This window comes from Stutzerimonas sp. R40042 (assembly GCF_026642215.1).
GTDB classification, from domain to species: domain Bacteria; phylum Pseudomonadota; class Gammaproteobacteria; order Pseudomonadales; family Pseudomonadaceae; genus Stutzerimonas; species Stutzerimonas frequens.
Genome location: NZ_CP113258.1, coordinates 4,413,645 through 4,425,980, shown reverse-complemented (window position 1 = coordinate 4,425,980; position 12,336 = coordinate 4,413,645). Strand labels below are relative to the sequence as shown.

General features: G+C 65.2%; 11 protein-coding genes. 8 read left to right on the top strand and 3 right to left on the bottom strand.

Going from position 1 to position 12,336, the window contains the following annotated elements:
* Window positions 1-43 precede the first annotated feature (43 nt).
* A complete protein-coding gene (locus OUY36_RS20810; protein WP_133455340.1) occupies window positions 44-484 on the top strand; it encodes a hypothetical protein in 441 nt (146 codons plus the stop codon).
* Here OUY36_RS20810 and OUY36_RS20805 read toward each other — a convergent pair whose 3' ends face one another.
* Window positions 485-1,393, bottom strand: a complete 909-nt coding sequence (locus OUY36_RS20805; RefSeq protein ID WP_110778783.1) for an AEC family transporter — start codon at window positions 1,391-1,393, stop codon at window positions 485-487.
* A gap of 166 nt (window positions 1,394-1,559) precedes the next feature.
* Here OUY36_RS20805 and OUY36_RS20800 point away from each other — a divergent pair, with 166 nt between their 5' ends.
* Entirely contained in the window at window positions 1,560-2,774 is a 1,215-nt protein-coding gene (locus OUY36_RS20800; RefSeq protein WP_267935836.1) for a GGDEF domain-containing protein, read from the top strand.
* A gap of 24 nt (window positions 2,775-2,798) precedes the next feature.
* Here OUY36_RS20800 and OUY36_RS20795 read toward each other — a convergent pair whose 3' ends face one another.
* Window positions 2,799-3,200: an acyl-CoA thioesterase gene (locus OUY36_RS20795; RefSeq protein ID WP_003286782.1), complete on the bottom strand. Its 402-nt coding sequence runs from the start codon at window positions 3,198-3,200 to the stop codon at window positions 2,799-2,801.
* Between the two features lie 223 nt (window positions 3,201-3,423).
* Here OUY36_RS20795 and OUY36_RS20790 point away from each other — a divergent pair, with 223 nt between their 5' ends.
* The 5 genes from OUY36_RS20790 (at window position 3,424) to phoU (ending at window position 10,328) form a co-directional block, all read left to right on the top strand.
* The gene (locus OUY36_RS20790; RefSeq protein ID WP_102838944.1) at window positions 3,424-4,389 is read left to right on the top strand and encodes a PstS family phosphate ABC transporter substrate-binding protein; all 966 of its coding nucleotides are present in this window, start codon (window positions 3,424-3,426) and stop codon (window positions 4,387-4,389) included.
* Between the two features lie 164 nt (window positions 4,390-4,553).
* Entirely contained in the window at window positions 4,554-6,830 is a 2,277-nt protein-coding gene (locus tag OUY36_RS20785) for an ABC transporter permease subunit (protein WP_267935830.1), read from the top strand.
* A gap of 27 nt (window positions 6,831-6,857) precedes the next feature.
* Window positions 6,858-8,528, top strand: a complete 1,671-nt coding sequence (gene pstA, locus OUY36_RS20780) for a phosphate ABC transporter permease PstA (protein ID WP_267935828.1) — start codon at window positions 6,858-6,860, stop codon at window positions 8,526-8,528.
* 97 nt (window positions 8,529-8,625) lie between these two features.
* Window positions 8,626-9,453 (top strand): phosphate ABC transporter ATP-binding protein PstB, encoded by an 828-nt coding sequence (gene pstB / locus OUY36_RS20775; protein ID WP_267935826.1) that lies wholly within the window; start codon window positions 8,626-8,628, stop codon window positions 9,451-9,453.
* 146 nt (window positions 9,454-9,599) lie between these two features.
* The gene (gene phoU, locus OUY36_RS20770) at window positions 9,600-10,328 is read left to right on the top strand and encodes a phosphate signaling complex protein PhoU (RefSeq protein WP_110779068.1); all 729 of its coding nucleotides are present in this window, start codon (window positions 9,600-9,602) and stop codon (window positions 10,326-10,328) included.
* Between the two features lie 55 nt (window positions 10,329-10,383).
* Here phoU and OUY36_RS20765 read toward each other — a convergent pair whose 3' ends face one another.
* Window positions 10,384-11,298, bottom strand: coding sequence for a LysR family transcriptional regulator (locus tag OUY36_RS20765; RefSeq protein WP_267931462.1), 915 nt, complete (start codon window positions 11,296-11,298; stop codon window positions 10,384-10,386).
* An 88-nt stretch (window positions 11,299-11,386) separates the two neighbouring features.
* On the opposite strand from OUY36_RS20765, the gene OUY36_RS20760 reads away from it, so the two are divergent.
* Window positions 11,387-12,310, top strand: coding sequence for a DMT family transporter (locus OUY36_RS20760; protein ID WP_267935823.1), 924 nt, complete (start codon window positions 11,387-11,389; stop codon window positions 12,308-12,310).
* Window positions 12,311-12,336: the final 26 nt, after the last annotated feature.

The following is a 12,336-nucleotide window of genomic DNA, read 5'->3' as shown; positions in this document are numbered from 1 at the left end:
CTGTTCCGATGGCCGCTTGCGAAAAAATCCGTCGGAGAACGCGATGAGAACCTTCTTCCTTCTGCTCTGGGGCGTGCTGAGCCTGACGATCAGCACCGCCGCACTGCGCGAGCTGTGGCTGGCGCCGTCACTGCGCAGCGGTTTCGTTCTGTTGCTGGTCGTCTATTACATCTTCTGCTTCTTCCAGCTCATTCGAGCCGCCTACCTGCCGTGGGGGCTGTTGGGCGCCTACCGGCGCAGCGGCTACTGGCTGTGCCTGATCCTGCTGCCGCTGACGCTGATTCCGCTGCATGCGGCCTACCGGATCTGGCAGCAGGGCGGCTACGTGCCGGCGCAGGGCTCGCAGTTGGCCGCTTGGCACCAGCTGCTGGGCTGGCTGCAGGATGCCCTCGGCTATCTCGGTCCGTTGCTGGTGCTCTGCGCGCTGGGCTTCGGCCTGGCGCTGATGCTGCTGCGCCTCCTGCGCGGACAGGTGGCGCGCTGATCAGCCGTTCAGCAGGGTCAGCACCAGCGGCAGGCTGGCTGCGGCGAGCAGGGTTTGCAGGGTGATGATGCCCGCCATCAGATGACTGTCACCGCCCAGCTGGCGGGTCAGCACGTAAGCGGTCGGCGCGGTGGGCAGCGCGAAGAACAGCACCAGGATGGTCGTTTCCATATCTGGCAAGCCGAGCACCCGTGCCACGCCGAAGGCCAGTAGCGGCACGGCCAGCAGGCGTACTGCGCTGTTCCAGCCCAGCGCCGGAATCTCACCGCCCAGCTCCTGCGGCTTTAGCGCCGCACCGACACAGAGCAGGCCCAGCGGCAGGCTGGCAGCCGCTAGCAGGCCCAGCAGCCGATCGGTACCGCCTGGCAATCCCAGCCCCGACAGGTTCACCAGCGCGCCGGCCAGGCAGGCCAGGATCAGTGGATTCCTGGCGATCGGCAGCAACAGACCGCGCACGCTCACACCGCGCTCGGCGGTCAGCGCCCAGACCGACATCACGTTCACCGTCGGCACCATCAACGCCAGCATCAGGGCCGCCAGTGCCAGGCCTTCCTTGCCGAACAGGCTGCCCACCGCGGCAAGACCGAGATAGGTATTGAAGCGCAGCACGCCCTGGGTGATGGCACCGAAACGCCCGGCTGACCAGCCGCGCAGACGCTTGGCGATCAGCAGCCCGACCCAGGCCAGACCGAGGCCGAGCAGCACGGCGCCGGCCAGCCGTGGCAACGCGGGGTTGTCCAGGGGTGCGGTGGCCAGGCTGCTGAACAGCAGGGCAGGAAAGAGCAGGAAATAGTTGATGCGCTCGGCGCCGGGCCAGAACTCGGCACTCGGAAAGGCGCGCAGGCGCAGGAAATAACCGGCGACGATCAAGGCGAACAGCGGCCAGAGGGCAAGCAGAAGGGTGGTCACGCGGATACATCCAGCAATGCATGTAGCGCGATCTTCGATGCTTGAAACGTCCAGTGCAAGCGCTCTGTCCAAAGACCAGGCTGTCTGCCACGACGCCCGTCGGACGGTTCCGATCGGCTGCTGGCGTAGTGATATCATCGCCGTCATCGAATTTGCGGGTTCTTCCATGCGACATACCACCGATCAAGCTGCGACCGAGGGCTTTCGCGAGACGCCTTACGGCCGCCAGCTGCACGGCGGCTTTCGATTGCTTCGCTTCAGGCCGCAACTCGAGCACGAATTCCGCGCCTATCTCGACGGCCAGGCCCGGGCATCGCAGCGGCTTGCGGCGCTGCTGCTGATCGTCGCGGTATCCGGCTACCTGTACTTCGAGCACCGCTATTTCCAGCTGGATGATAGCGACTGGCTGGGTACGCTTACCCTGCTGCGGCTGCTACAGATCGTGCCGGGCATCGTCGTGCTGGTACTGTCGTTCTACAGCCGTACCTTTCGCGCCCAGGCCAATCGGATATTCCCCGCGTTGCTGGTGCTGATCGGTGTGATCGCAGCATTCATCGACATCCGCTTCGAGGCGCTGGATGCCCCGCTCAACTTCCAGTACGGCGCCGGGCTGCTGATCGTCAGCTCGTTCTTCTTCCTCGGTGTGACCTTCTGGGTGGCACTCCTGGGTGCGTTACTGATCGTGCTGCTGGACGTGCTCATGGCGTACCTGATCCTGACGCCCGCACAGTTGCCGCAGCACTGGATCGCGGTCAGCTATTACACGCTGCTGCTGATCATCGGTGCCGTCAGTCGCTACCTGCACGAGTACTCCCAGCGCGAGCAGTTCCTGATGCGCCAGTTACTGGGCTGGGTGGCCGAGCACGATGCCCTGAGCGGTCTGGCCAATCGACGCAGTCATGATCGGGCGCTCGACCAGCGAATAGCCCAGGCGCGCCGGGATCGCCGCCCCCTGAGTCTGCTGCTGCTCGATCTGGATGACTTCAAGGCCTACAACGACGCGTTTGGCCACCCGGCCGGCGACGCACTGATTCGCACGTTCGGTGAACTGCTGGCAGGTTTCGCACGACGTCCGCTGGATCTGGCAGCACGGGTTGGCGGAGAGGAGTTCGCGCTGCTGTTGTACAACTGCGACAGCGCAGCGGCACAACGCATCGCACGGCAGGTGATCGCGGCGTTGGCCGCGCTTGAACTCCGCCACCCGCGTGACGCGGCGTTGCGGGTTGGGGTCAGTATCGGTGTGGCGACCCTGCAGGAGGGGCAGCGGGGCGAACAGCTCTATCAGTGTGCCGACCGGGCACTGTACCGGGCCAAGACGAGCGGCAAGAACTGCTTCGTCCTGGCCACCGGGCGGCCGGGCGCCGACGTGCCGACGGGCTAACTGTCGGAAACCAGTGTGCTGGTCTCAGCGGCGCGGGGTAACGGGGCGGGTGCGGCCGCTGCCGTCGATGGCGACGAAGACGAACACCGCTTCGGTGACCTTGCGCCACTCGCTGGACAGCGGATCGTCGCTCCACACTTCCACCAACATGCGAATCGAGCTGCGCCCGACTTCCAGCGTCTGGGTATAGAAGGACAGCTGCGCGCCGACCGCTACCGGCACCATGAACGCCATGCGATCGATGGACACCGTGGCGACACGCCCGCCGGCCACGCGGCTGGCCATCGCGGTACCGGCCAGGTCCATCTGCGACACCAGCCAGCCACCATATATATCGCCGAAACCATTGGTTTCCCTGGGCAGCGCGGTGAGCTGCAGCGCCAGGTCGCCCTGCGGGATCGGATCTTCCTGTTCGTATTCGTTCATCAGTCGGACTCGCGGCGCGTTTGTTGTTCTGGCGCGAAATGCCCGCGCTAGCGCGGGCGATGGCGCCGAGTATAACGGCTGTGAACCGCCACAGCGACCGCACCAGGTCAATGGTGCACGTGGTCATGAGATTGTCACACTTGATTCATAGAGTGTTCACACGGCCTGCAGATACTGGCCCCCGTTCCAACACACTCGAGCACACACCTGCTAGGAGCAAGGTATGAAACTGAATCGTTTGATGGCGGCCCTGACCTTCGTTGCCGCTGGCGTTGGCGCCGCGAGCGCAGTCGCTGCTGTAGACCCGGCGCTGCCGAGCTACCAGAAGACCTCCGGTGTTTCCGGCAACCTGTCCAGCGTTGGTTCCGACTCCCTGGCCAACCTGATGACCCTGTGGGCCGAAGAGTTCAAGCGCAGCTATCCGAACGTCAATATTCAGATCCAGGCTGCCGGCTCCTCCACTGCGCCGCCCGCGCTGACCGAGGGCACTGCGAACCTGGGCCCGATGAGCCGCCCCATGAAGGACAACGAGATTCAGGCCTTCGAAGAGAAGTACGGCTACAAGCCCACTGCCGTTCCGGTGGCGATCGACGCCCTGGCCGTGTTCGTGCACAAGGACAACCCGATCAAGTCGCTGGACATCGAGCAGGTCGATGCCATCTTCTCCAGCACCCGCCTGTGCGGTGGTGAGAAGGACATCAAGACCTGGGGCGACCTGGGCATGACCGGCGAGTGGGCGGCCAAGCCGATCCAGCTGTTCGGTCGTAACTCGGTATCCGGCACCTACGGCTACTTCAAGGAAGAAGCCCTGTGCAAGGGTGACTTCAAGTCCAACGTCAACGAGCAGCCGGGTTCGGCCTCGGTGGTGCAGTCGATCTCCAGCACCCTGAACGCCATCGGTTACTCGGGCATCGGCTACAAGACCTCCAGCGTCCGTGCGGTACCGCTGTCCAAGGGTGGCGAGGCCTTCGAGGCCAACGAAGAGAACGCTCTGGCCGGCAAGTTCCCGCTGGCTCGCTTCTTCTACGTCTACGTCAACAAGGCGCCGAACAAGCCGCTGAGCCCGATCGACGCCGAGTTCCTCAAGCTGGTGCTCTCCAAGCAGGGTCAGGAAGTCGTGGTCAAGGACGGCTACATCCCGCTGCCGAAGAAGGTGGTCGACAAGACCATGCAGGAACTGGGTCTGTAAGACCCGCGTGACGGCCGGCGCCTTAGCGCGCCGGCCATGCGCAGATGCCCGCCACGCGATACGCGCTGGCGGGCTTCGTCGCGTCACCTGGCTGTAATCTTTCTGTCACACGGCTTTATTAGATTAGGCGCCCCGAAGGGCCGCTCAGGCCCAGGAGCCCTGGCATGAACGACATGGAAAACATGACCGCGAATTCCGATGTGCAACGGCTGGACTTCAACACGCCGGCGCTGCAGCGCAAGCGCCGCATGCGCGCGCTGAAAGACCACCTGGCGCGCTGGTACGTGTCCATCGGCGGTCTGGCGGTACTGGGTGCCATCACCCTCATTTTCTTTTATCTGGGTCAGGTCGTACTGCCCATGTTCCAGGGCGCCGAACTGGAGAGCCGCGAGATGCAGCGGCCGGCCTGGCTGGCCGAGGCTGGCGAAGCGCTGCTGCTGAACGTCGAAGAACAGAATCAGGTCGCCCTGCGGCTGGGCTCGGACGGTCAGGCGCGCTTCTTCGCGCTGAAGGATGGCTCGCTGCTGTCCAGCAAGGCCATACCGCTGCCCGCCGACAGCAGCATCGTTTCGGTAGGCCAGGACACGCCCGGTACGCGGCGACTGGTGTTGGGCCTGGATAACGGCCAGGCGCTGGTACTGGAGCACAACTACAAGGTCACCTACCCGAACAACAAGAAGACCATCACCCCTGAACTGTCCTATCCGTTCGGTGAAGAGCCCCTGCAGCTCGACGCCGAAGGCCGGCCGATCGAGCAGGCAGCGGTCAGCCTGAACGGCAAGACCCTGCTGGTCGCCGGTGCAACCGGCACCGCTCTGCACGCCCAGCGCATCGCCAGCAGCGAAAACCTGATGACCGGCGAAGTGACGCTGGAGCAGGAGCGCCTCGACCTGCCGCAACTGGCCGAGCCGATTCGCCAGCTGCTGATCGATCCGCGCCACATGTGGCTCTACGCGGTTAGCGGCAAGGCCAGCGTGGATGTCTTCGATCTGCGTCGCAAGCAACTCAACGGCCGTTACAAGCTGGTCGGCGATGGTAGCGAGATCACCACGATCAGCCCGCTGCTGGGTGGCATCTCGCTGATGGTGGGTGATTCCAAGGGTACCGTCGGGCAATGGTTCATGGTCCGCGCCGCCGACGGTCAGGCCGAGCTGAAGAACGTGCGCAACTTCCAGCTGGGCAGCAGTCCGATTCGGCAGATCCTGCCGGAAGAGCGGCGCAAGGGTTTCCTCGTCCTGGACGACAGCGGCAACGTCGGTGTATTCCACAGCACCGCGCACCGCACTCTGCTCAAGGAGCAGGTTGCCGACGGCGCTGCGCTGGCCGCGCTGTCGCCTCGCGCAACCCGCCTGCTGGTGGAGTCCGACAAGGGCCTGCAGCGTTTCGTGATCGACAATCCGCACCCGGAAATTTCCTGGAGCGCGCTGTGGGGCAAGGTCTGGTATGAGAGTTACCCGGAGCCGGATTACGTCTGGCAGTCCACCTCGGCCAATACCGATTTCGAACCCAAGCTGAGCCTCGCGCCGCTGGCCTTCGGTACGCTCAAGGCGGCGTTCTACGCCATGCTGCTGGCCGCGCCGCTGGCCATCTGCGCGGCTTTCTACACCGCCTACTTCATGGCGCCGTCGCTGCGCCGCAAGGTCAAGCCGGTGATCGAGCTGATGGAGGCACTGCCGACGGTGATCCTCGGCTTCTTTGCTGGCCTGTTCCTCGCGCCATTCCTGGAGAACCACCTGCCGGGCATCTTCAGTCTCCTGCTCCTGATGCCGGTCGGCATTCTCTTCGCCGCCTGGACCTGGAGTCGCCTGCCACAGCGGGTGCGTCTGGCGGTTCCGGAGGGCTGGGAAGCGGTGCTGCTGATTCCGGTGATCCTGCTGATCGGTTTCGGCTCGCTGGAAATCAGTGGCCATCTGGAAAACTGGTTCTTCGGCGGTGACATGCGCCTGTGGCTGTCCAACGACATGGGCATCCCGTTCGATCAGCGCAACGCCCTGGTAATCGGCCTGGCGATGGGCTTCGCGGTGATCCCGACGATCTATTCGATCGCCGAAGACGCCGTGTTCAGCGTGCCGAAGAGCCTAACCCTGGGCTCGCTGGCACTCGGTGCCACGCCCTGGCAGACCCTTACCCGCGTGGTGCTGTTGACCGCCAGCCCGGGCATCTTCTCGGCGCTGATGATCGGCATGGGGCGCGCCGTGGGCGAGACCATGATCGTACTGATGGCCACCGGCAACACGCCGATCATGGAAGCCAACATCTTCGAGGGCATGCGCACCCTGGCCGCCAACGTCGCGGTGGAAATGCCCGAATCCGAAGTCGGTGGCACCCATTACCGCGTGCTGTTCCTCGCCGCGCTGGTGCTGCTGATGTTCACCTTCGTCATGAACACCCTGGCCGAGCTGATCCGCCAGCGGCTGCGCGGCAAGTACGCCAGCCTGTAAACCAGACTTCGCAAAAGGTATCGATCCGTGAAAAAGGATTCGTTGAACACCTGGGTCAAGAGCGGCACACCCTGGATCTGGATGAACGCCGGCGCGGTGGCCATCGCCGTGATCATGACCCTGGGGTTGCTGGCGATCATTGCCGTGCGCGGCCTGGCGCACTTCTGGCCGGCCGACGTGATCGTCGCCGACTACAGCGTGCCCGGCGCCGAGACGCGTGTGCTGGCCGGCGAGGTCGTGCAGGCCGAAGAAGTGCCGCGGGCGCGCCTGGCGGCCAGCGGCCTGCCGGTGAACATCGAGGGCGGCGAGTTCATGACCCGCGAGCTGCTCAAGGTCGGCAACCGCGAGGTCTACGGCGCGGACTTCTCCTGGGTCGTGGGTGAGTGGCTGAGCAACCAGCGCACACCCGCCGAGCTGATGGTGCTGGAGCGCCGCGAGTGGGGCAATTTCTATGGGTTCCTGCTCAACGTGAAGGAGGCCGGCCAGCTGGTCGCTGAGGGCGAAGGCGCCTGGAATGAGTTGCAGGCCCGTATCGACCGCGTCGATGAGCTGCACACGCAGATCTCGCGCATCGAAAAGGTGGAAATCGGCCGCATCAACCACGGCCTCGAGCGTCTGCGCCTGAAGACCCGCAAGCTGGAGCTGGACGATCGTCTGGACGCCGCGGCGCAGGCCGAATTGGATGCCGAGCGCGCCCAGTGGGATGCCGAGTACCGGGTTCTGGAAGACAAGCTGGTGGCGCTGCAGCAGCAGTTCAACCGCGACAGCATCACCGTGCGCACCGCCGATGGCCGCGAACAGGAGATCAGCCTGGGCAAGGTGGTGCGAGCGTTCCAGCCCAATGCCATGTCGACGCCGCAGAAGCTGATGTTCTACTTCGCCAAGCTGTGGGAGTTCGTCAGCGACGAACCGCGCGAGGCCAATACCGAGGGCGGCGTGTTCCCGGCGATCTTCGGCACCGTGCTGATGACCCTGATCATGGCGGTGATCGTCACCCCGTTCGGCGTGATCGCCGCGGTCTACCTGCGCGAGTACGCCAAGCAGGGCCTGCTCACCCGCATCATCCGCATCGCCGTGAACAACCTGGCCGGCGTGCCGTCGATCGTCTATGGCGTGTTCGGTCTGGGCTTCTTCGTCTACGTGCTGGGCGGCTCGCTGGACCGGCTGTTCTACCCGGAAGCCGCACCAGCGCCGGTGTTCGGCACGCCGGGTCTGATGTGGGCCTCGTTGACCCTGGCCATCCTCACCCTGCCGGTGGTGATCGTCGCCACCGAGGAAGGCCTGGCGCGCATTCCGCGGATGATCCGCGAAGGCTCGCTGGCCCTCGGCGCGACCAAGTCCGAGACGCTGTGGAAGGTGGTGCTGCCGATGGCCAGCCCGGCCATGATGACCGGCCTGATCCTCGCCGTGGCCCGCGCCGCCGGCGAAGTGGCGCCGCTGATGCTGGTCGGCGTGGTCAAGCTGGCGCCGAACCTGCCGCTCAATGGCAACTACCCTTACCTGCATCTGGATCAGAAGATCATGCACCTGGGCTTCCACATCTACGACGTCGGCTTCCAGAGCCCCAACGTCGAGGCGGCGCGCCCGCTGGTCTACGCCACGGCGTTCCTGCTGGTGCTGGTCATCGCGATTCTCAACTTCAGTGCGGTCGTCATCCGCAACCACCTGCGCGAGAAATACAAGGCGCTGGATCATTGATTGGTGCTGCAAGCCCGGCGGTCTGCTTCGAGACGAGGCAACCGGCCTGGCTTGCAGCCAATAGCTTGCAGCCCGGGGCTGCAAACGGAGCGAGCACATGCAAACCAACACCCACTCCATCGACATTTCCGCGCTGGGCCGCGACAAGCGCAGCCTGAACCTGGCCAACGAGCAGGTCGCCATCGAGGTGCCTGACCTCAGCCTGTACTACGGCCAGAAGCAGGCGCTGTTCAACGTCAGCATGAACATCCCGCGCCAGCGCGTGACGGCCTTCATCGGGCCGTCCGGCTGCGGCAAGTCGACCCTGCTGCGCTGCTTCAACCGTATGAACGACCTGGTCGACGGCTGCCGCATCGAGGGCGCGATCAACCTCGACGGCACCAACATCTACCGCAAGGGCGAAGACGTGGCCGACCTGCGCCGTCGCGTCGGCATGGTGTTCCAGAAGCCTAACCCGTTCCCCAAGAGCATCTACGAGAACGTGGTCTACGGCCTGCGCATCCAGGGCATCAAGCAGAAGCGCGTGCTCGACGAGACCGTCGAGTGGGCGCTCAAGGGCGCGGCGCTGTGGGACGAGGTCAAGGACCGTCTGCACGAATCGGCGCTCGGCCTCTCCGGTGGTCAGCAGCAGCGCCTGGTGATCGCCCGCACCATCGCCGTGCAGCCGGAAGTGCTGCTGCTCGATGAGCCGAGTTCGGCCCTCGACCCGATCTCCTCGCTGAAGGTCGAAGAGCTGATCTACGAACTGAAGGCCAAGTACACCATCGTCATCGTCACCCACAACATGCAGCAGGCCGCGCGGGTGTCCGACTACACGGCGTTCATGTACATGGGCAAACTGATCGAGTACGGCGACACCGATACGCTGTTCACCAACCCGGCCAAGAAGCAGACCGAAGACTACATCACCGGCCGCTACGGCTAGCCGGCTATGGCAAATCGCGCTGCGCGTTGTCGGCGGCGCTTGCCGTACCTGGTTCGTACTGTCTGCGCGCCGCCTCCTAGCGCAGCACGCTTTGCCAAAGGCCGGACCGTCCGGCGAGAGAACAACAGTTTCGCAAGGGTTCGCACATGATCAGCAAAGACAGCCACACCCAACACATCTCCCAGCAGTTCAACGCCGAGCTGGAGGAGGTGCGCAGCCACCTGCTGGCCATGGGCGGGCTGGTGGAGAAGCAGGTCAACGACGCGGTCACCGCGCTGATCGAGGCCGATTCCGGGCTCGCTCAGCAGGTTCGTGAGGTGGATGACCAGATCAACCAGATGGAGCGCAATATCGATGAGGAATGCGTGCGCATCCTCGCCCGCCGCCAGCCGGCGGCCTCCGATCTGCGCCTAATCATCAGCATCTCCAAGTCGGTGATCGACCTCGAGCGCATCGGTGACGAGGCGACCAAGATCGCCCGCCGCGCCATCCAGCTGTGCGAGGAAGGCGAGTCGCCCAAGGGTTACGTCGAGGTGCGTCACATCGGCGACCAAGTGCGTCGGATGGTGCAGGAATCGCTGGATGCCTTCGCTCGTTTCGATGCCGAGCTGGCGCTGTCGGTGGCGCAGTACGACAAGACCGTCGACCGTGAATACAAGACCGCGCTGCGCGAGCTGGTCACCTACATGATGGAAGACCCGCGCTCGATCTCCCGCGTGCTCAGCGTGATCTGGGCGTTGCGCTCGCTGGAGCGCATCGGCGACCACGCGCGCAACATCGCCGAACTGGTGATCTACCTGGTGCGCGGCACCGACGTGCGCCACCTCGGCTTGGCACGCATGGCCGAGGAAGTGGAAGGCACCAAGGAGCGCTGACAGGCGCGCCGGTAGCGGTGCGCGTCCGCTCACTGTCTGCGGGTGCGCGCTGCGCTCAGCTGGCTATCAGCGCCTCGCTCAGATAGTCGATCAGTGCGCGCGTCTTCGGCGGCAGGTGATGATTCTGTCGCCACAGCAGCCAGGCCGCGCCCTGGTAGGAGCCGGTGTAGCGCCACTGCGGTAGCACTTCACGCAATTGCCCGTCGGCCAGCGCCTGGGCGGCGGTGAAATGCGGCAGGCAGGTGATGCCCAGACCCGCCAGCGCCACCAGTAGCCGCGCCTCGCTGTGGTTGCTGATGTAGCGGCCACGCACTGTCACCGTCTCCTGCAGCTCGCCGCGGCGCAGGTGCCAGCGATTGTCTCCCGCCGTTTCCCCCAGATACAGGCAGCTGTGGCGCAGCAGGTCCTGCGGATGCTGCGGCTCGCCGTGGCGCTGCAGGTAGTCGGGGCTGGCGCAGAGCAGTTGGCGCACCGGCCCGAGCGGCTTGCCGGCCAGGCCTTCGGGTGGGTTGTCGGTGACCTGCACCAGCAGGTCGAAACCGTCCTCGATCAGGTCCGGGCTCTGGTCGCTGATCCGCAGCTGCACATCGACCTCGGGGTAGCGCTGGAGAAAGGCCGGCATCAACGGCCCGACGACGAACTTGCCATAGGCCTTCGGCACGCTCAGGCGCACCAGCCCGCGCGGGCTGCGCATCAGCCGCTCGCCGATGGCGACGGCGGCCTCGGCCGCATTGAGCATGTCCCGGCAATGCTGGTAGAACTCCGCCCCGGCCTCGTTCAGCCGCAGCTGGCGCGTCGTGCGTTCCAGCAGGCGCAGCGCCAGGGCCTGCTCCAGCCGCGCCACCTGGCGGCTCACCGCCGACGGTGTGCTGCCCAGCAGGCGCGCGGCGCCGGAGAAGCTGCCGGCCTCGACCACCCGCACGAACACGGCCATGTAGGGCAGCAGGGCTGCGCTGTCATTCGTTCCCATGCGGAATAGGTCCTGTGCTGTTTCGCTGGATTATCGACTGCTGCGACAGGCCCGACAATCAGCGCCTGATTGGTGCGGGGATTCGAACATGAAAGGCACGTTGAGACAGGGGCTGTGGCTGGCCGATGGCATGCTGCTGACGGTGGCGCTGATCTGGGGCAGCAGCTATGCGGTGGCCAAGCAGGCGCTGCTGTTCTACCCGGTGCTGGGTTTTCTGGCGATCCGCTTCGGTCTGACCTTTGTCCTGCTGCTGCCGCAACTGCGCGGCGCCGGTCGCCGGGCGCTGCGCCCCGGCCTGCCGCTGGGGCTGGTGATGCTGGCGATCTTTCTCTGCGAGACCTGGGGCGTGATGCTGACCAGCGCCAGCAATGCGGCGTTTCTGATCAGCCTGTGCGTGGTGATCACGCCGTTCATGGAATGGCTGCTGCTGCGCCAGCGGCCGCACAGCACGCTGTTCCTCGCCTGCGCGCTTTCGTTGGCGGGCGTCTGGCTGCTGACCGGCGGCCCGCAGCTGTCGCTCAATCTTGGTGATGCGCTGATGCTGGCCGCCGCGTTGCTGCGCGCGGTGCTGGTCTGCCTGACCCGGCGATTGACGGCCGGCCGGGAAATTCCGGCACTGGCGCTGACCGCGGTGCAGAGCGGAGTCGTCGCGGCGGGCTGCATCCTGCTCGCCGTGTCGATGCAGGGCGGACTGCCGGCGCTGCCGATGGAGCCGGGCTTCTGGTCCGGCACGCTGTATCTGGTGCTGTTCGCCACGCTGTTCGCCATGTTCGCGCAGAACCGCGCGCTGGGGCGCAGCAGCGCAACGCGGGTGTCGCTGCTGATGGGCTCCGAACCGCTGTTCGGCGCGATCATCGCCGGTCTCTGGCTGGGTGAGCGGCTGGGGCCGATGGGCTGGGCGGGAGGGTTGCTGATCATGCTGGCGACGCTGTGCACCTTGCGGGTCGCACCTGCGCCGGTGCCGGCCGCCAAAGCGCGATGCGCGCGGATGCATGGGGAAATGCTCGGTTAGTCCCTGCCTTTGCCGATCTCGTCACC

Bases quoted from the DNA above. Each gene is read 5' to 3' on its own strand.
- OUY36_RS20800 (WP_267935836.1), top strand. From the start codon at position 1,560: ATGCGACATACCACCGATCAAGCTGCGACCGAGGGCTTTCGCGAGACG.
- OUY36_RS20785 (WP_267935830.1), top strand. From the start codon at position 4,554: ATGAACGACATGGAAAACATGACCGCGAATTCCGATGTGCAACGGCTG.
- pstB (WP_267935826.1), top strand. From the start codon at position 8,626: ATGCAAACCAACACCCACTCCATCGACATTTCCGCGCTGGGCCGCGAC.
- OUY36_RS20790 (WP_102838944.1), top strand. From the start codon at position 3,424: ATGAAACTGAATCGTTTGATGGCGGCCCTGACCTTCGTTGCCGCTGGC.
- OUY36_RS20765 (WP_267931462.1), bottom strand. From the start codon at position 11,298: ATGGGAACGAATGACAGCGCAGCCCTGCTGCCCTACATGGCCGTGTTC.
- OUY36_RS20795 (WP_003286782.1), bottom strand. From the start codon at position 3,200: ATGAACGAATACGAACAGGAAGATCCGATCCCGCAGGGCGACCTGGCG.
- phoU (WP_110779068.1), top strand. From the start codon at position 9,600: ATGATCAGCAAAGACAGCCACACCCAACACATCTCCCAGCAGTTCAAC.
- OUY36_RS20760 (WP_267935823.1), top strand. From the start codon at position 11,387: ATGAAAGGCACGTTGAGACAGGGGCTGTGGCTGGCCGATGGCATGCTG.
- OUY36_RS20810 (WP_133455340.1), top strand. From the start codon at position 44: ATGAGAACCTTCTTCCTTCTGCTCTGGGGCGTGCTGAGCCTGACGATC.